General features: G+C 38.8%; 14 protein-coding genes. 10 read left to right on the top strand and 4 right to left on the bottom strand.

Annotated features, from left to right (window positions below):
* The first annotated feature begins 18 nt into the window (after positions 1–18).
* Both QZ738_RS07030 and QZ738_RS07025 read left to right on the top strand, forming a co-directional pair.
* The gene (locus tag QZ738_RS07030; protein ID WP_293786005.1) at positions 19–1,230 is read left to right on the top strand and encodes an ABC transporter substrate-binding protein; all 1,212 of its coding nucleotides are present in this window, start codon (positions 19–21) and stop codon (positions 1,228–1,230) included.
* 30 nt (positions 1,231–1,260) lie between these two features.
* Positions 1,261–2,421 carry an RsmB/NOP family class I SAM-dependent RNA methyltransferase gene (locus QZ738_RS07025; RefSeq protein WP_293786002.1) on the top strand — a complete coding sequence of 387 codons (1,161 nt, stop codon included), beginning with the start codon at positions 1,261–1,263 and terminating at the stop codon, positions 2,419–2,421.
* Positions 2,422–2,812: 391 nt separating this feature from the next.
* Here the strand turns inward: QZ738_RS07025 and QZ738_RS07020 are convergent, their stop codons facing one another.
* The 4 genes from QZ738_RS07020 to QZ738_RS07005 all read right to left on the bottom strand — a co-directional run bounded on the left by QZ738_RS07020 (position 2,813) and on the right by QZ738_RS07005 (position 8,777).
* On the bottom strand, positions 2,813–3,379 hold the full coding sequence (locus tag QZ738_RS07020) for a MarC family protein (RefSeq protein ID WP_029274105.1): 567 nt from the start codon (positions 3,377–3,379) through the stop codon (positions 2,813–2,815).
* Between the two features lie 79 nt (positions 3,380–3,458).
* On the bottom strand, positions 3,459–4,808 hold the full coding sequence (locus tag QZ738_RS07015; protein ID WP_293785999.1) for a porin: 1,350 nt from the start codon (positions 4,806–4,808) through the stop codon (positions 3,459–3,461).
* An 80-nt stretch (positions 4,809–4,888) separates the two neighbouring features.
* The gene (locus QZ738_RS07010; protein WP_293785996.1) at positions 4,889–6,397 is read right to left on the bottom strand and encodes an amino acid permease; all 1,509 of its coding nucleotides are present in this window, start codon (positions 6,395–6,397) and stop codon (positions 4,889–4,891) included.
* A 133-nt stretch (positions 6,398–6,530) separates the two neighbouring features.
* Positions 6,531–8,777 carry a sodium-translocating pyrophosphatase gene (locus QZ738_RS07005; protein WP_293785993.1) on the bottom strand — a complete coding sequence of 749 codons (2,247 nt, stop codon included), beginning with the start codon at positions 8,775–8,777 and terminating at the stop codon, positions 6,531–6,533.
* A 322-nt stretch (positions 8,778–9,099) separates the two neighbouring features.
* Between QZ738_RS07005 and QZ738_RS07000 the strand changes: the two genes are divergently transcribed.
* From QZ738_RS07000 to QZ738_RS06965, 8 genes are all read left to right on the top strand, one after another.
* Positions 9,100–10,536, top strand: a complete 1,437-nt coding sequence (locus QZ738_RS07000; RefSeq protein WP_293785991.1) for an APC family permease — start codon at positions 9,100–9,102, stop codon at positions 10,534–10,536.
* 1,232 nt (positions 10,537–11,768) lie between these two features.
* Positions 11,769–12,338: a hypothetical protein gene (locus QZ738_RS06995; protein ID WP_293785989.1), complete on the top strand. Its 570-nt coding sequence runs from the start codon at positions 11,769–11,771 to the stop codon at positions 12,336–12,338.
* Positions 12,339–12,343: 5 nt separating this feature from the next.
* The gene (locus tag QZ738_RS06990; protein WP_293785987.1) at positions 12,344–13,060 is read left to right on the top strand and encodes a hypothetical protein; all 717 of its coding nucleotides are present in this window, start codon (positions 12,344–12,346) and stop codon (positions 13,058–13,060) included.
* Between the two features lie 33 nt (positions 13,061–13,093).
* A complete protein-coding gene (locus tag QZ738_RS06985) occupies positions 13,094–14,899 on the top strand; it encodes a phage baseplate assembly protein V (protein ID WP_293785985.1) in 1,806 nt (601 codons plus the stop codon).
* Between the two features lie 2 nt (positions 14,900–14,901).
* Positions 14,902–15,849 carry a hypothetical protein gene (locus tag QZ738_RS06980; protein ID WP_293785983.1) on the top strand — a complete coding sequence of 316 codons (948 nt, stop codon included), beginning with the start codon at positions 14,902–14,904 and terminating at the stop codon, positions 15,847–15,849.
* The gene (locus QZ738_RS06975; RefSeq protein ID WP_293785982.1) at positions 15,846–17,087 is read left to right on the top strand and encodes a PAAR-like protein; all 1,242 of its coding nucleotides are present in this window, start codon (positions 15,846–15,848) and stop codon (positions 17,085–17,087) included. The genes QZ738_RS06980 and QZ738_RS06975 overlap by 4 nt, the downstream gene beginning before the upstream one ends.
* Complete coding sequence (locus QZ738_RS06970) at positions 17,087–17,701, top strand: hypothetical protein (protein WP_293785981.1); 615 nt, start codon at positions 17,087–17,089, stop codon at positions 17,699–17,701. Before QZ738_RS06975 ends, QZ738_RS06970 begins: the two co-directional genes overlap by 1 nt.
* Positions 17,702–17,944: 243 nt before the next feature.
* Positions 17,945–18,523, top strand: a complete 579-nt coding sequence (locus tag QZ738_RS06965; protein WP_293785980.1) for a hypothetical protein — start codon at positions 17,945–17,947, stop codon at positions 18,521–18,523.
* Positions 18,524–18,769: the final 246 nt, after the last annotated feature.

Raw genomic sequence — 18,769 nt, 5'->3', positions numbered from 1 at the left:
TGTTAAAAAACGATAGGTATGAATTTGAAGAAGGTTTACGGATTGCTGATTTTGTTTGTGATGGTTTTAGGTGCTTGTTCGCCTAAAATCAGGACACCTAAACCAGAGAAAGATAAACCGGTTGAAAAAGAGAAGCCCACAGACAAAAAGCCACTTAAGAGGTTTTCGCAGGCAAGTGTTTCCCTGCTTGTCCCCTTCAAATTAAATCAGCTGAATTTAAAAACAGCTACAAAGGCCGAGATCGAAAAGTATGCCATGCCTATCGATTTTTATCAGGGCTTTAAATTGGGATTGGACTCTGCTGCAGCCCTGGGTTTGAATTTTAAACTAAATGTTTTTGATACGGAGGATGACAATGCGCACATTGCTTCCTTGTACAAGAATGAACGTTTTAAGCAAAGCAATTTAATTATTGGGCCTGTTTTTCCGGATGGATTAAAGTTTATTTCTAATTATGCCAAAGAAAATGATGCCATTATTGTATCTCCGTTAGCTGCATCAGAACCCACCGAATTCAATAATCCAAATCTGGTATCTGTTGTAAATAATATTGGGATACATGGAAAAAAGATAGCTTCCTATCTGGCTAAAAATTACAATCCTTCAAATACGATTGTGGTATTCATCAACCCTAAAAAAACAGAAGACGAAGCTTTTGCAGCGCCCATAAAAAGTTATTTACAGGCCAATGGTAAATTTGTTGTTCAGGAATATGCTTCTGCCTTTGCTTTTGAAACCAGGATGATCAAAGGCAAACAATATGCAGTGGTGCTATCCTCTTCAGATCGTGCTTTTGTACTGCCTACCATTGAAAAACTGTATAAATTAAAACATCTTAAAACGGGTGGATATAATATCTCGCTTTTTGGCCATCCGAATTGGGTAAAACAAAATTACCCGGCAGATAAGCTACAGGATCTGAATACCATCATCAGTTCTTCTTATAAAATCGACTATAAAAACCCTAACGTGATTACTTTTATCAAAAAATACCGCTATAAATATGGTTTTGAGCCCGGGGAGTTTGCTTTTAAAGGTTTTGATGTTGGCTATTATTTCGGCAGGTTGCTGGTAACCTATGGTGAAGATTACAGGGATTATATCGTAAAAGATAAATACAAAGGGCTGCATAATAATTTTTCATTTATCCGTGATGAAAAATCGGGCTATATTAATACCAGTTTAATGTTATTGAAGTATAAAAACTTCGCCTTAAGCCCGGTTGAGTAATCTACAATTTTCTTCCATTTTAATTATCGCATGAGAGCAGATCATCAGTTAAGAGCCTTTGAACAGATTTTAAATAGTTATGATGGTAGCATGCCCTTACATCGCTTTCTACCCATTTATTTTAAACAGCATAAACAAATGGGTTCATCTGACAGGCGATGGGCAACAAGATACATCTACAGTTTTTTTAGATTAGGTAAGGCTTTACCGTCATTACCTGCCGAAGAGCGTTTGAGTATTGCAGATTTTCTATGTCACGATACTTTAAGCCTGTTAGTAGAAAAGAACCTGCCCGATTTAAAGGAAAGCATCGCGGTATCGCCCGAAGAAAAATTAGCGCTGATCAAAGCTAAATATCCTGATTTTGATGGGGAACAGGTTTATCCTTTTCATGCTGCACTTTCAGACGGCATTGATAAAGAAGTATTTTTTACCTCGTTTTTTAAACAGCCAGATCTGTTCATCCGGGTGAAAGCTGAAGATTCAGCAGCCATTATTGCCAAGCTGGAAGCTGAAAACATCACCGTTAAAGCCATTACTGATACTGCCCTGGCCTTGCCAAACGGAACCAAGCTTGAACCTATTTTAAAGGAAGGAAGTTATCAGGTTCAGGATTTATCTTCACAACATACTGGCTTGTACTTTCAGCCAAATAAATGGGATAAATGGTGGGATTGTTGTGCGGCCTCGGGCGGAAAAACTTTGCTGCTACACAGTTTTGAACCGGTAATTGAACTTTTAGTTTCCGACTTGCGGGAGAGCGTGCTCTTAAATTTAGATGAGCGTTTTCGCCTGGCAGGAATTAGAAAATACCATAAAAAAGAACTTGATCTTTTGCAGAACAATGATCAGGTTTTACACCATTATCAATTTGATGGAATTATTTTAGATGCACCTTGTACGGGTTCGGGAACATGGGGAAGAACTCCCGAAATGCTTACTTTTTTTGAAGAACGTAAAATTAACCAGTTTACCGCCATACAGAAAGGGATCGCTCAGAACGTAGTAAAATACCTTAAGCCGGGAAAACCTTTGATTTACATTACCTGTTCAGCGTTCGCGGCGGAAAACGAGGCTGTGGTGCAACATTTGGTTGATACACTGCCATTGGAATTGGAAAAGATGGAGTTGATAAAAGGCTACGAAAATAATGCTGATACGATGTTTGTGGCCAGGATGATTAAGCATTAGGATAATCAGGATTAAAGGATCTCAAGATCAGTAAATATATTCCCGGATCTTGCGCATTTGGGAATGCTAATGCTTTAAAATTGCCAATCAAGTTGAACGAATCCATTTAATTACCTATGTTCAAACCAGGATACGAAATTCCTTTTAACGTACTTTACCGCTTCTAATAAAACGGCTATTGCGCCGATGAGTAAAGTATATTCTTCAAAGCTGTTCATCGTTTAAGCTTTATGTTTAGATGAATATAGGGATCTTTTGTTACAGATCGGTTAAAGTATTGTTATTTAAAACGTAAGAGATCTCGATTAATAGTCATACTGAATTTCCTGATTGGACCCTGAAATAAATCAGATCGCTATTGGATCAGGGTGACAAATCTTTGAAATGATCTCTATAGTCCCGTATTATTCCTGAACAATTTGATGGCAATCGCCAGTAAAATTACCCCAAAAGCTTTACGCAAAATATTCAGACCCGATTTTCCGAAAAGTTTTTCCAGTCTGTTAGTGTTTTTCAATACAAAGTAAACAAACAACATATTAAGGATAATACCTACTAAAATATTCTGGGTATGATATTCTGTTTTTAGCGAAAGCAAAGTGGTCATTGTTCCGGCCCCGGCAATCAAAGGAAAAGCCAACGGCACTATAGATACTGTTTCTGGTGCTTCTTCTTTAAAAATAGTTAATCCCAATACCATTTCCATGGCGATAAAAAAGATTACGAAGGAGCCTGCAATAGCAAAAGATTCTACATCTAAACCGATAACTTTTAACAGCGATTCGCCAACAAATAAAAAAAGGATCATTAAGCCTGTGGCTACCAGCGAAGCCTTTTCCGATTCGATATGGCCGGCTTTTCTACGAAGTTCGATTACTACCGGGATCGCACCCAAAATATCGATAATCGCAAACAATACCATCGTTGTTGATAGGATCTGGCTTAAGTTGAACGTCATAAAATCAGATTTCATAGCGGCGCAATTTTAAGCAAAGGTAGTGGAATTTGTGTCAATTCCGATATGAAGAAAATATTTATTAGAAATAGAACTGTGTTCTTAAAGTGAGCACATTGTCTTTTCTGTCAGCAGTATAATCTTTAATCTGTGTCGATTCGTTTTTAATGACGTCGTAATAAATTACCGCTTTAAAGTGAGGATTGAAATGATGTAGAAAGCCAAAACCAAACGTATCAAAACGAATATCTGCAGGCGATAGTCCCTTGTCAGCCGAAATATCCGTTCCTTTAACCTTTGCATTAGGGTCATACCAATCGTATTTTAAAATGAGCTGGTTATCAGTACTATTTAAAGTTTGCACAAAAGTAAAGTAGGCACCGTTAAAAGTTCTGGTGTAATAAGGTAATGCAAGCGATTTGTTGTCGACAGGATAGGAGCCTGGTGTAGTTGATGTGGTTGCAGTGCCCGTTTGTAAGCCCGAAATTACCTCTGCCCTAAGTTCTGATTTCCAGCTTTTCGTTTTTGTAGCTAACTGGATGTCTGCACCATAATATCGTCTCGGAGCAACTTTATTTACCGTTGCGGCAGAAGAGTCTTTAACCATTTTCCATACATTATTGTTCTGCTCCATTTTGTAGCTTACCGGCAAACGATGATCTAAGCCTCCCTGAAGGGTACTTATACCGCCTGCAACGGTAAATTTTTTAAATGCATAAGGTTTGTGGCTTAACCTAAAAATATAGTCTTTACTATTGTCGAACTCCCCATTACCGGCTAAGCCCTGTCCATTATAAATGCCAAAATCGAATACAAAATTTTTAAGGCTGGCATCTTTCCAGCGTGGATTTAAGGTAAAAGTAACCCCCAGATCACGCTCGGTTTTCATTAAAATCTGCGACATCCGTCCACGTTCTGGTGCTTCTCTTACAGAAGAAGACAGTTGTAGTTCGTTACCGAACGGACGACCTGATAGCCCTAATGTTACCGCTAACATTTTCCATTTATTCTCATAATAACGTCCCCAGAAATCGCGGATAGCCACACCTTGTTCGGTGCCATCAAACTGCAGTACGAAATAGGTAGATGGACTGCCATCCTCGGTCAACATCATATAGTCGGCCCTTAATCGGCCCCTCCTCAATCTGAAACGGTTGTTGGTGAAATCACCAAAATTTCCTCCCTGAAATTCGGCCTGTGTCCCCTTTGATTCTGCCAGCTGGAATTGTGGCTGCAAATATCCGCTAAATGATAATGAGCCGTACTTTTTTGATATGATGAGCAAATGATTAACCGTAGTAGAATCCATTACATCATTAATCGTCCTTTGTGCATGCGCTAATGCGGAACTAAGTAATAAAGCAATAGTTAAAAAAAAATAAATGCGTTTAAGTTTGGCCGGATTGCGGTACATTTTATCGGTTTTTTGCAAAGGTAACTTTATTAACAATTATTTAACATAAAAAAGCCCCGACTTTTGATCGGGGCTAAATGAAAATATGGTTGTTGAATTTACAATTCTGGTTTAGGAGGATCAACAGGGTCTACTGTTTTCCCTGTGTTACCCAAAACTGAATTTTTGCGGCTATAACCAAAGTAAATTACAAAGCCGATAGCCAGCCAGCCAAATAACCTTAACCAGTTGGTCCAGTGTAGGCCTAAAATCATTAAAGTACAGGCAATGATACCTAAAATAGGTAGTAATGGCACAAATGGAGTTTTAAATTCTCTATGCAAACCTGGGTCTGTTTTTCTTAGTACGATTACAGCCGCACAAACCAATATAAAGGCAAATAATGTACCAATAGAGGTCATGTCACCCACAACATCGCCTGGCACAAATGCAGCAAACAAAGCACATATTACAAAAATAATCATATTTGCTTTATATGGCGTTTTATATTTGGGATGTAAATCACTGAAAATTTTAGGTAATAAACCATCTTTACTCATGGAGTAGAATACACGGCTCTGGCCCAGTAACATCACTAAAATTACGGAAGAAAAACCGGCCAAAATAGCTACTGTTACCAGTTTTGCTAACCAACCATAACCTGGCATATAGTCAATAATTGCTGCAACAACAGATGCCTCGCCACCTTTTGTTCTAAAGAACTCTACCGGGGCCATACCAGTTAAAACGTGTGCAAAAAGGATATACAAAACAGTACATACTGCAAGAGACCCTAAAATACCAATTGGCATCGCTGTTTTAGGGTTTTTAGTTTCCTGAGCTGCCGTACTTACCGCATCAAAACCAATAAAGGCAAAGAATACGGTGCCCGCAGCACCAACAATACCCCAAAAACCACCAAAATTATGTGTTAAACCCTCCTTATCAACATATTTTGTCGCTTCAGGAATGTAAGGTGTGTGATTAACCGGATTGATGAAAGACCAGCCGAAAGCAATGATTAGCAATACGATGGCTACCTTTGTAATTACGATAAGTCCGTTTACAAATGCTGATTCCTGCGTACCTCTTATCAGCAAAAGACTCAATAAGAAAATAATAAGTAATGCCGGAACGTTCATGATTCCATTTACACCGCCTTCACTTTGAAATGGCGAGTGGCACCATTCATAAGGTATGGGGCTGGTGTGTATAACTTCAGTGAGTAATTTGTTAAGATATTCGCTCCAGGCGATACCAACTGTAGCTGCACCTACTGCATATTCCAAAACCAGGTCCCAGCCAATAATCCAGGCCATAAACTCACCCATTGTAGCGTAGGTATAGGTATAGGCACTACCCGAAATTGGAATAGAAGATGACAATTCAGCATAGCACAGACCAGCAAGCGCGCAACCGATGGCCGCTAAGATAAACCCGAAAGTTACTGATGGGCCTGCACTTTGGGCTGCTGCATTTGCAGTACGGACAAAAAGGCCTGCGCCAATAATTGCCCCGATACCTAAAGCAACTAGCGAACCCGCTGATAGGGTGCGTTTTAAGCTTTTCTCAGATTCTGATGAATCTGCTAAAAGTTGAGTAATTGATTTCTTGAGAAATAAACTCATAAAAGTTAGTTGTTGTTTTGATTTATTGGTGAATATAAGTTTTTCAGCCCCAAACGTAATTAAAAATTACGTAAATGTAAAAGGGATTCTGTTAAAATCCCTTTTATGAGTCTTTATATCTATGATTTTACAACTAACGGCTCAATGTATCGGTTGTATTAATCAAAGTGTCTGTTTTTATGTTGCCCAAAGCATCGGTTTTTTGTTCAATCCTGATTTCTTTCCGAACTTCCTGTTTGTGTTCGCCTTCAATTGCCTTTACTGCGATGTAAGGAGCAATAACCAGTGAAACAATAGACATTAATTTAATCAAAATATTCATCGAAGGCCCGGAAGTATCTTTAAAAGGATCACCAACAGTATCTCCTGTTACAGATGCTTTATGCGGTTCTGATTTTTTGTAGTGCATTTCTCCATTAATCATTACACCCTGTTCGAAAGATTTTTTGGCGTTATCCCATGCACCACCGGCATTACTCTGGAAAATACCCATTAATACGCCCGTTACGGTAACGCCGGCCAATAAACCGCCCAAAACTTCAGGTCCGAACGTGAAGCCCACAATTACAGGTGTAACTAAAGCAATCGCGCCCGGCATCATCATTTCACGGATGGAGGCTTTGGTAGAAATGGCTACACATTTTTCGTATTCAGGTTTGGCTTTGTATTCCATAATGCCCGGTATTTCACGAAACTGGCGGCGCACTTCCTGTACCATATCCATTGCGGCTTTGCCAACCGCCTGGATACATAAAGCAGAAAAGATAAAAGGAATCATCCCACCTACAAATAAACCGGCCAGAACAGGTGCTTTATAAATATCAATGGCAGTAATGCCGGCGATACCCACAAAAGCAGCAAACAAGGCTAATGAAGTAAGCGCGGCTGAAGCAATGGCAAAACCTTTTCCGGTGGCTGCGGTGGTATTACCTACAGCATCTAAATTATCAGTACGTTCGCGTACTTCGGGCGGTAACTGGCTCATTTCAGCAATACCACCGGCATTATCGGCAATCGGCCCGAAAGCATCAATGGCCAACTGCATGGCTGTCGTAGCCATCATTCCGGCTGCGGCTATGGCAACCCCATACAGGCCTGCGAAATGATAGGAAGCCATAATTCCTCCGGCCAATACAAGAATAGGAATTACGGTAGATTTCATCCCTACAGATAAACCTGCAATAATATTGGTGGCGTGTCCGGTTGAAGATTGTTGAATAATTGAATTTACAGGTCCCTTGCCCATTGCCGTAAAATATTCGGTAACAACACTCATAATGGTACCCACTACCAAACCTACTATAATAGCATAAAATACGTTGATGCTGGAGAATTCGTATCCACGTAGATTAAGCGTTTCAGGCAACATCCATTTCACAATAAAAAATGAAGCAACTGCCGTAATCACAATAGATGACCAGTTACCCAGGTTCAATGCATTTTGCACATTCGATTTTTCGTCTTTAATCGTGACGAACCAGGTCCCGATGATCGAAAATATAATGCCCAGTCCGCAAATTACCATGGGTAGAAGAATAGGAGACATTCCTCCAAAATTATCAGTTACGTTAATTTCCTGGCCCAACACCATAGTTGCCAGGATAGTGGCTACATACGAACCAAATAAATCGGCACCCATCCCGGCAACGTCCCCCACATTATCTCCCACGTTATCGGCAATGGTAGCGGGGTTGCGCACATCATCTTCAGGAATACCAGCCTCTACCTTACCCACTAAATCGGCACCAACATCTGCAGCTTTAGTATAGATACCACCGCCTACACGGGCAAATAGGGCAATGGATTCGGCACCCAGAGAAAAGCCGGTTAAAACCTCTATTGCAGTTTTCATTTCAACACTATTAACCGAAACAACATTAAAATGCTTAAGAAATACAATAAATAAGCCACCTAAACCTAAAACAGCTAGTCCGGCAACGCCCAAACCCATTACCGTTCCTCCGGTAAACGACACTTTTAAGGCTTGTTTTAAGCTCTTTCTGGCCGCCTGTGTGGTTCTTACGTTAGCTTTTGTAGCCGATTTCATACCGATATAACCTGCGGTGGCAGAAAATACTGCTCCAATAATAAAAGAGATAGCGATAATCCAGCTTGAATGCATCGGGATACCTTTAATTTCAGTGATCGTTCCTGAATAAGCCAGGAGTGCTGCCGTAAAAACAGCAAAAATACTCAATACCCTCCATTCAGCTTTTAAGAAAGCCATGGCTCCATCGGCAATGTGGCCCGCAAGTTCCTGCATGTTCTGGTCACCTGCATCTTGCTTGTTCACCCAGGAACTTTTAATCATCATCACGATAATGCCAACAAGGCCCAGCGCCGGAATACAGTAAATTAAATTGTTTTGTAAAAAGTTCATAGTCAATAATTGGTTTTTATATTTGGTTAGTGGTTATTTAATGGATTAACGGTTTGAATCTGTTAATTGTTTAAGCTGTTTTATCTATTCTAAAGACGCCGTCCTAAACGCTGAAGCTGGCCAGTTTGGTAATTTAACGGGAACTTCAAACTTCATACTTCGGACTTATACTTAGCAAGTTAATAAAATATTCTTCTTGTAATTACAATTTTATGGCCATCTTAAATAAAATTTTGTTCAATTAAAATAATACATACTGAGCGCACCGATTTTCTTTTTTTTAAATAAATTAGCCACCAACTAAACCAAACTAAAAATGAAAATGGAAAAAGGAGAAGGAACTGCTAAAAGAAAGTTAAGCCTCTTTGATGCTACAATGCTCGTAATGGGTTCGATGATCGGGAGCGGTATCTTTATTGTGAGTGCCGATATCATGAGGAATTTAGGTTCTGGTTATTGGTTAATTGTGGTATGGATCATTACTGGAATTATGACAGTGGCAGCGGCAATTTCTTATGGTGAACTTTCTTCTATGTTTCCTAAAGCAGGAGGGCAATACACTTACCTGAAAGAAATTTTTGGTAAAATGATGGGTTTCCTGTATGGTTGGGGCCTTTTTACCGTCATCCAGACGGGTACTATCGCTGCTGTTGCGGTGGCTTTTGGTAAATTTACGGCCTATCTGATTCCGGCTTTGAACGATGCTGCTCCAATTTTTCAAAGTGGTGGCTATAAAATTACCTGGATCCAGATTTTGGCTATTGGTGTTATTCTTCTACTCACTTATATCAATACAAAAGGTGTCGAGGGCGGCAAGATCCTGCAGAATATCTTCACGGGTTCTAAAATAGTCGCCTTAATCGGCCTGATTATTTTAGGTTTTCTTTTGGTGAAAAATAGTTTTTGGTCTGGAAATATGAGCTTTGGATGGAATGCTTTCAATAATCTGAAAATGGATCCGACAGGCAATTTTCTAAAATCTGGATGGGAGTCGATTTCAGGAATGACCATACTGGGCGGGATTGCTGCAGCAATGGTAGGCTCAGTATTTTCGAGTGTGGCCTGGGAGAACGTAACTTTTGTTTCCGGAGAAATTGAAAACCCGAAAAAAAATGTGGTGCGTTCAATGGTTTTGGGTACATCGGCCGTAATGGTTCTTTATTTATTGGTGAATTTTGTTTACCTCAATACTTTAAACAGAGATAGTATTGCTTTTGCCCTTAACGATCGGGTTGCCGTTGCAGCTTCAGAGCAGATTTTTGGCAGTGGTATAGGTACAGTAATCATCGCGCTTTTGGTTATGATATCTACTTTTGGCTGCGTTAACGGAATCGTATTGGCAGGAGCAAGGGTTTTTCAAACCATGGCACAAGACGGTATGTTTTTTAAAGCAGCACTCAAAAACAATAAAAATGGTGTCCCTGAAAGGTCGCTATGGATGCAAGGTATTTGGGCAGCCGTTTTATGTTTAAGTGGCCAGTATGGTAATCTTTTAGATATGATTTCCTTTGTTATCGTGTTTTTTTACATGATCACTGTTTTTGGTGTTATTTACTTGAGGATAAAAAAACCGGCAATGGAAAGACCTTACAAAACCTGGTTATACCCGATTACGCCAATTATTTACTTATTGATTGGTGCAGCATTTTGCATATTGCTTTTAATTTACAAACAACAATATACCTGGCCAGGACTTATCATTGTGTTGCTGGGGCTGCCTGTTTATTTTCTGATAAATAAAATAGAGCAAGAGGGGTAGTGATGGCTTCCTGCTGATCTGGTCGCTATCTGATTTGGTTTACAAGTAGAAATCGTATTTTTAATTACCATGTAGCTATATGTTATCCTATAGAAGAATCTTTTAGACTGGAGCGTGCCGATTTTTCATCGGAAGCGAAATGCCCGCCTGTGCGGACAGGCCTGCCCGTACAGGCGGGGAGAAATTTATAGAGACAGATTTAGTTTCGCTAAGCCTTCTGGTTCTCGGTTGTGTTGTACTCCGCTCGAAAGGACAACTCGGCATAGGGCTGTCAATAATATCGAATTTTATCAAATAAATTATCTCTAATGATGACGAAGCTAAGTGATATTGTAGTGAAAACATCATAGATTTTGTCTTAAATGATATTGATTGGCAACCAACTTTTAGGTCTCAAATCTCGCATCTCATATCTTTCTTATATTGTGAAAAATCAGGGTTCCGTATCAATCGGTTCCGAAAGCCCCGTTATCCGCTTTACATCTCCCGATGAAAAAATCGGGATCGTGTTCGCTGCTACCGGGTTTAATTCACTTAAACCTTTGCAGCACACCCGGCAAATCTAAAACCGAAACAAGGGCTACAGGTCAGTCGTCTAAGGCTCGCGCGTGACCGCCCGAACGAACGGGCAGGCATGAGCATGTGGGGGGGTAATTTGGACATAGCATGCTGGCTTGTCTTTCTAAGATTAAAATTGTTTTGAAAACTTAGTTAGTAAGAAAGAGTTAACCCTAAACCCTAAACCCTAAACCCTAAACTAAAAACTGTATCATTTTTCAGACTAATGCCCACAAAACGGTATGTTACGGCTAAGTAATGATAAAAAAAATCAACAATGCCCGCAACCTGTATGATTAGTTTGAAGCGATCAAAACATTTATTTTTTTCTATTTAAGTATCATAATCATGATGGTTAATGAGCTTAGAGCCTCACAATTGGCCTGATATTTGGTTTAATAGATTTTGTAGCCCAGCGCTTCACTAATCAAATTTTAACCTTTAAATTTTAAAACTATGGCTTTCAAAGCTAGCTTAAATTTTTCAGGCAAAAGGTACCAGGTACTTCAGCATGCCTACATCTTACAATTCAATATAGATTCCCTCATATCTGGCACTTCTAAATGCCCGAAGGAAAGGAATGTATAAGTTTAATCAATTAGACGTAATGATTACGAGAATTTTGTATCCACGTCTTCAATATTTACATTATTTCTTCAACCTAAATTAGTTAAATGAAAATGATGCGCTTATCTGTTTGCCTTTATGTGTTTCTTGTTTTTACTGCTGTTATAGTTTGGTGTGTTGCAGGCTGTAGTGGAGGTGATCAAAAGCCAGATCAACAAAAAGGCCATCAGTTGCCAAAGAAAGCTAGTACTACCGATAATTTTCTTTCTTACACAGCTGCTTTAACCCAATTGCCTTTAAGCAAATTTGACAATCTGGGTATTGTTCCAACTAACAAAGCATTTGCCGGTAAATTACCCATCAGCATTTACAAAGGCGAAGCGATTGGTCGTGATAGCATCATCGTTCATCCCTATAGAATCGGTGAAGTGGCTCACATTAAAGCAGCAATCAGATTACTGGTAGCGCAGTCGATTACAGATTCGTTAACTATAGGAGATTTTACCAGATACTTTGGAGATATAAAAAAAGAAAAACCATTGATCGGCAATACTGAAACGCCCCTACCGGTTGAAATTACTGTTGATGCCAATACCGCCCTAAAATTAACGTTTAATAGTAATAAAAAGTTAGCGCTTGCCCATGTAACCATGGTTGAGATTTTAAAATATAGATAATAGTAATGAATACGCTCGTAAAAATTAAGGAATATGATGCGCATGGTGGACCATCAAACGTTAAAATGGGAGATGATGGTCATGCACAAACCTCTACCACTACGGGAAGGTTTGTGATCAAAAGTATAGAAAAACATGTGAGTTATGGAAAATATGCCGAATGGTCAGGAATAGCATGGGGTACCGAAGTTAAAATAAACGGAGACGTTGTGATGGTAAAACATATGGGTACCTGGAAAAAGTTAACTGATGTTAACGCAGCTTGGGGCAAATATAAAAACGATCAGAAAGCCGTTAAAAATTACATTCTCAAATACCAGCGTGATCTTTACCCCAAATCACCTATCCCGACCAAATGGTTTTTTAACGATTTCGGACATGTTTCGGTCAAATATTTTAAAGACCTGAACAACGACCGTAAAATGAATGGTAAGGAACATGTTTTGGGCGATTTTATCCATACTACGCCGCCTGATGAAGCGGCAACCGCTGCAGGTTTGCCTTTTCTATTATCAGAATCACATGGTTGCATCCATGTACGGCCTAAGGACATTGATACGATGATCGGGAATGGTTATTTAAAAAAAGGCAATACCATAGAAGTGCATCCTTATACCAAAAGGGTTATCGAATCATCTTTTAAAAGAAATGCAGCAGGTATGCCATTTGAGGTACATTTCTATCCCGGTATTTATAAAATTGCAGTTTATAGAACAATGTAGCCAAAAGTGCTACTGCAACAGTAACAGAACATTATGGAAAATAAACTTATTGTAGAAATTAGTATAGAAGATGCAGCAATTGCCCATTTTGCTTCCTTTAATCTGCTACAGGCTTTTAACCAGCATCATTATTTTGAACTTCATTTTAACCACGATCAATTGGGTGCCCCTGGCTTGATCAGTTTGGATGATAGTCGTGATTTTGTGGGTAAAACCCTAACGGCTTCCTTTGGCTATTCGCCAGAAAACCTGCAACATTTCGCCGGACTGGTTACAAAAGTAGAACTTTCGCAAAGTCATGGTTACCACGGTGTACTTATTGTAAGTGGGTATAGTCCAACTATATTAATAGATCGTGGCCCCGATTTAGGCTCTTATTTGGATAAAGACCTTGATACCATTGTTAAGCTGGCCACCAATGATACACCAGCCAATGACCTTTCAATAGTAAGTAATGCATCAAGAAAGGTAGCCATTGATTACCTTATACAATATCGCGAAAGCGATTTCGAATTCCTGAACCGTTTATCAGGCGAATATCATGAATGGTTTTACTATGATGGTAAGCAGCTTAACTTCGGTAAGCCTGATAAGCAAAAAGAAGTATCGCTTTTTTACGGCAGGGATGTATTTAATCTGCAATATGCGATGGAGGTTTCGCCCATCAAATACAAGCGTTTTGCCTATAACCCTAAACAGGATGAAATGCTGCAAAGTGAAAGCACAGGCAAAGCCGATGGAAATCCAGATCTGGCGCATGCCATCAAGGCATCGAATACCATGTATAGCAAGACCTTCCATCAACCATCTTTGATCAGGGTTGATAACAGCAACGATATCAAAAGTCATGTAGAAAACGAAGAGAAAGCGCAAATCAGTGAACTGTTAAAAATTAACGCCAGTGGCGATAATGCTCAGCTCGGTATTGGCAGCATTGCCGAAATAACCATGAGCATCAGGAAAGAGCTTGCTTTTGCAACAGAGAGTCTGGGCAAATTTTTGATAACCAGTATTAACCATCAGATAGATGGCACTGGTAAATACAGCAATACTTTCGAAGGTTTGGTAGCTACTACTGAGCGTATCATGGTTAAGAATTACCAGAAGCCACAATCGGATATGCAGCTGGCCGATGTGATCGATAATGACGATCCGCAGGGGCAGGGCAGGGTGAAGGTTAAATTTAAATGGGAGTGCCAAACAAACGATCCTACCGAGTGGCTGAGGGTAGTAAGTCCTAATGCCGGTAGCGGCGATACCGGGAAAAACAGGGGCTTTCATGTTATTCCCGAAAAAGGCGACCAGGTGGTGATTGCTTTTGAAGAAGGGAATGTGGCCAGGCCGGTGGTGATGGGCAGTGTATACCATGGTAAAAGTGGCGATAGCAGCGGCTTTAAAAACAGTAATACCAAAGGACTTACTTCCAGAAAGGGAAGCAGTTTGAGTTTCGATGATCTTAACCATGCTTTAAACCTGGGTACCAATGCCGCAAATTTTGTTAAAATAGAAAATGGTCCGGGATCCATTACGGCGCAATCTGCGGAGACCATTGTGATCAGAACCGGAGATAGCAGCATTACATTAAAGAAAGACGGAACCATTGATATTATTGGTAAAGTGATTAATATTCAGGGTACCCAGGTCATTAACGCAAACGCAGGCGAGAAGCCAGGTGATGCGGTCAATATTGGTAAAAATGCCACTACAGCAGTGACTATTGATACGAAAAACATAGATTCAAAAGCGAGCAGCGGAATTACCGTAAGCTCCCAAACAACTATTTCACAAACTTCAACAGGCGTACAAACCATTAAAGGTAGCCAGGTAGATATAAATTAATTATGAGCAGATTTAAATTTTTTGATGAGGAGAAAGATAATGATCAACTTTTGCATGTAGCTCAAAATGAAAATAATAAGATCAAGACAGATCAACAAAAAGTTTCAGTTAAGCGGTACAGGTATAGGGTAGAGCAACTAATGATCACCAAATTTAACGGTCAGATTATTAATCATGGTACAACTAAACAAGAGTTTGTGGTACAAAAGAATTTTTTAGATGAAAATCTTAAAAGTCTTCAATTTGAGTTAGTTGAAAACGTAATTAAATTTGAGCCACCACAACTTCAAACAGCAATATCTTTACTTTGTGATTTTGATATTATTAAGAGTAATATTGAATTGGGTTTTGATGCTAAAACTGGAAGACTAAACCAAGTCCTAAATAAAGAGGGGGTTTTGAACGCATGGGAAGACTATAAAAAGGCGACGATTAAAGCATATAGTTTTGTTAAATCTACGGAATCTCAACAAAATATTCAGCTTTTTATCAATAAGGCTGAAGAACAAATTAATAATGATAGTCTGCTTCTAAGTGATTTTGAAACTAAACTCTTTTTTGATATTATTTTTGATCGTTACCTTGTTCAGGAGGAAGGGGATCTGGCATATGATAAAGAATTTATTTCCAATTTGTTTGATTATAGAAAGATTAACATACATATCGGTCAATTTATAATAATGGAATCTTCGGAACTTATCAAAATGAAAAGAACCGGAACTCTAGATCAGCGCTCAATTGATAAGGATTTTATGGTTAAACAGTATGATGAGAAATTTAAGCCATATGTTGGATTCAGTTTCTCGTCTTACAATTATACTTATAATCAAAATTTCACTATAAATAAGGAAGAGAATGTAATTTCCGAAGCTAACATCGTTTTGGTTGAAGAGATAAAGAATAATGTCCAGATAACTGTTAATTATGATCTAAAATTGGTTGAATTATGAGCAAGTCTTATGTTCCGGCAGGTACCTGCATAGTTTGTACAAGTATGACCGTTTCCAGTCCGCTAAAGTTAGTGCATATTCATGATAGTACAACATTTCATAGAAGTGAAAACAAAGCACTTTTAAATGTTTACGATCGTAAAACCAGTGATACTTTTGTTTGTAAAAACGCCCAGAAATTCTGGGGAGGCCTGGGGACTATGCTGTTGGGGATTGCTGCGGGTATTGTTATTGGGGCGGCAATTGTTGCTACTGTGGGTACGGCAGCAGTAGTAATTGCAGCAGTAGCTGCTACTGTCGCAGTTGCGGGTATTGGAGCAGGAGTTGCTGGAGAAGTAATTGCACGTAACGATTGTGATGTGATTCAATCTACAAACTGGAAACTGTTTCATACTAAGGTAACTATTGATGGTAAAAATGCACTACTTCAATCATCTATACTTTCCTGCAGCAAAGGTGGTATAGTTTCAATTGTTGCCGATCCGATAAAAGCACAACAATATGCAGAAATTTATGCCAGTAATAATAATGCAGAGTTGGCAACGCATATACTTTCCCAATTTGTAGAAGGCTTTATTTCTGGCGTCACTTTCTTAGGTAGCCCAGCTGCAGCTATAGCCGGAACAGGTTTGGGCGTCTATTTTTATAACAAAAATGAAAACGAAGGATTGGAGAACCAAAATAAACAATTGCAGGGGATAAGTGTGCCGCCACCTACCTTTAATGGCGATCTACAAAATCAGCTTGGACAAGAGGCTATTAATCAACCTGTGGGTGCAGGTATTGGCGCTGTAGAAACGGGAACTAAAATCGTCAATGAACAGATGATCCCAACCAACCAGGCTCTAAATACCCAGGTTTCTCAATTAGGAAGTCAGGCAGCAGCATTAGAAACTGAAGCGGCAGAATTAGCTGCAAGGGGTTTAACAGATGAAGCAGCTGAAACTGCTGCCAGGGCCGCAAATGTAAGATTGGCACAAGATATTGCAAGTAGGTCTTATCGTATGCCCTGGACAGTCAGTGGGTGGAGTGGCCTAAATTTAAAGCCTGATCTGAAAACATTTGGAAAGGGTCTAGGAGTAGGGGTTGCTGGTGCTGTGGTGAATTTTGGGATAGAGCAATGGGTTAACGGAATGGAAAATGATAATTTTAGAGATGTGCTTGATCAATTAGATTTCTTGACGAAGGAAAATAATTCATCTACACAAGGTATTAACGTAGTAGCCATAAATGGATAATGAGCTGGTTTAAAAATATGAGCGGTTTTTGGGGTTATATCATCGGGGCAATGATTGTTTTACCTTTTTTATTAATAGGGTATAACCGTTTTTTTATCAATAAAAACGATTCTGAAAAATATATTTATGATTATCTAAAGGATTTTTTAGAGATCAAAATTAATGTTCCTAAGGCTCATTCTGTTAAAGAGTTAGTGATTTCAGAAAGTAAAACCATAAAGATGCAAGCAAAAAATATGGGGAGGGATGGAAGCAAGAGGACGACTATGAGGTATAGAATTGTTTATGATCAAAATACCCGGAAATATTTCCAGATAACAATGTTTGACCTTTACAATCAATTTTTTGGTGCAATTGATGATAATCAGGTGCTAATAACGGTTAATAAGCAAGATTTTGATAACCCAATTTATGGAACCAAAGATAAACCATTAATGGTTTTTAGTGCGCGCGGGGCCAATAAACCATTATCCGAGCGTCGTGCTACAGAGCAGGATTTGGGAGGTCGTGCTTATAATATCGATACTACGCCCGAATGGTACAAATACAATACGTATATGTACCTTACATATATTATGACGAATGATGAATTTAAAGCGCGCTTTGAAAAATAATTATTTCCTCATTGGGCCGATATTGAATTTAGATCTTATCCTTCAACACGTTCATCACTAGTGGGCAAGGTTTTTTAAAGGATTAGGAAAAGGGATTGCTGGCGCTATTGCAAATTATTTGATTGATAGAGGATCGGATAGTTATGAAGCAGCGAAAGCTAATGATTCGACAATAGCCTCACGAATGGCTAATTTTAATGATGATACTAAAAATATTAATGTAGTTGCAGATAATCCATCATAATGAATAAACAAATATCACAATCCTTCGGATGGCTCATTGGAGTTTTGATCGTGTTTCCTATAATTATTTTTGGCATTAATTACCTTTTTAAAAAGAAGGAAAATAATTCAAAAAAGGCTATTCCGCGTTATATTGAAAAATGTAAAGAATTTAAAATTCAATTTCCAGATAAATTGGAATTTAGGGATACTCAATATACAACCTCATTAATGTCTCCCCATCAAAAGATCTATAAAATTTTTTTCAAAGATGAATCTAGTGGTAAGTATATGGAAATAACATTTTTTAATTATCCTGAAGATAAAGGCATGGCTTTTCCTTCTGCTTTAAGAGGTAAAGAAACCTTAATGGCTGTTAATGATGAAGATTTAAATAACCCCGCCTATGGAACCAAAGAAAATCCTATACCTGTTTTTAAAGTAAGGGAGAATTTGCCGGATTCAGTTAGTAAAAAAAGAGGAGAAGAAAATGGTTGGAATGTTGATATTACCGATAATCAATTCAAATATAATGTAGCGCAGTATTTAACCTATATTATGCCGAAAGAAGAATTTAAGAAGCGTTTTGAAAAAAACTGATAGACAAATGTTTTGTAAGCGTTGGAGGCCGGTGTATTTACGCAAACTAAACAATTGAAAACAGGTTGCTGCTACACCGATATAAAATGATGTAAAAATAAATATAACCTATTTTCAAATAATTAAAACAGAACTTTCTTCAGTTCTGTTGCACCGCTAACCGCTAACCGCTAACCGCTAACCGCTAACCGCTAACCGCTAACCGCTAACCGCTAACCGCTAACCGCTAACCGCTAACCGCTAACC

This window comes from uncultured Pedobacter sp., from assembly GCF_913776295.1.
Taxonomy (GTDB): domain Bacteria; phylum Bacteroidota; class Bacteroidia; order Sphingobacteriales; family Sphingobacteriaceae; genus Pedobacter.
This window is presented reverse-complemented; position numbering and strand designations above follow the sequence as displayed.

What these genes read in the sequence shown, in the direction of transcription:
- QZ738_RS06970 (WP_293785981.1), top strand. Translation starts at nt 17,087, where the DNA reads ATGAGCTGGTTTAAAAATATGAGCGGTTTTTGGGGTTATATCATCGGG.
- QZ738_RS06990 (WP_293785987.1), top strand. Translation starts at nt 12,344, where the DNA reads ATGAATACGCTCGTAAAAATTAAGGAATATGATGCGCATGGTGGACCA.
- QZ738_RS06980 (WP_293785983.1), top strand. Translation starts at nt 14,902, where the DNA reads ATGAGCAGATTTAAATTTTTTGATGAGGAGAAAGATAATGATCAACTT.
- QZ738_RS06995 (WP_293785989.1), top strand. Translation starts at nt 11,769, where the DNA reads ATGAAAATGATGCGCTTATCTGTTTGCCTTTATGTGTTTCTTGTTTTT.
- QZ738_RS07020 (WP_029274105.1), bottom strand. Translation starts at nt 3,379, where the DNA reads ATGACGTTCAACTTAAGCCAGATCCTATCAACAACGATGGTATTGTTT.
- QZ738_RS07000 (WP_293785991.1), top strand. Translation starts at nt 9,100, where the DNA reads ATGGAAAAAGGAGAAGGAACTGCTAAAAGAAAGTTAAGCCTCTTTGAT.
- QZ738_RS07005 (WP_293785993.1), bottom strand. Translation starts at nt 8,777, where the DNA reads ATGAACTTTTTACAAAACAATTTAATTTACTGTATTCCGGCGCTGGGC.
- QZ738_RS07025 (WP_293786002.1), top strand. Translation starts at nt 1,261, where the DNA reads ATGAGAGCAGATCATCAGTTAAGAGCCTTTGAACAGATTTTAAATAGT.
- QZ738_RS06965 (WP_293785980.1), top strand. Translation starts at nt 17,945, where the DNA reads ATGAATAAACAAATATCACAATCCTTCGGATGGCTCATTGGAGTTTTG.
- QZ738_RS06985 (WP_293785985.1), top strand. Translation starts at nt 13,094, where the DNA reads ATGGAAAATAAACTTATTGTAGAAATTAGTATAGAAGATGCAGCAATT.
- QZ738_RS07030 (WP_293786005.1), top strand. Translation starts at nt 19, where the DNA reads ATGAATTTGAAGAAGGTTTACGGATTGCTGATTTTGTTTGTGATGGTT.
- QZ738_RS07010 (WP_293785996.1), bottom strand. Translation starts at nt 6,397, where the DNA reads ATGAGTTTATTTCTCAAGAAATCAATTACTCAACTTTTAGCAGATTCA.
- QZ738_RS06975 (WP_293785982.1), top strand. Translation starts at nt 15,846, where the DNA reads ATGAGCAAGTCTTATGTTCCGGCAGGTACCTGCATAGTTTGTACAAGT.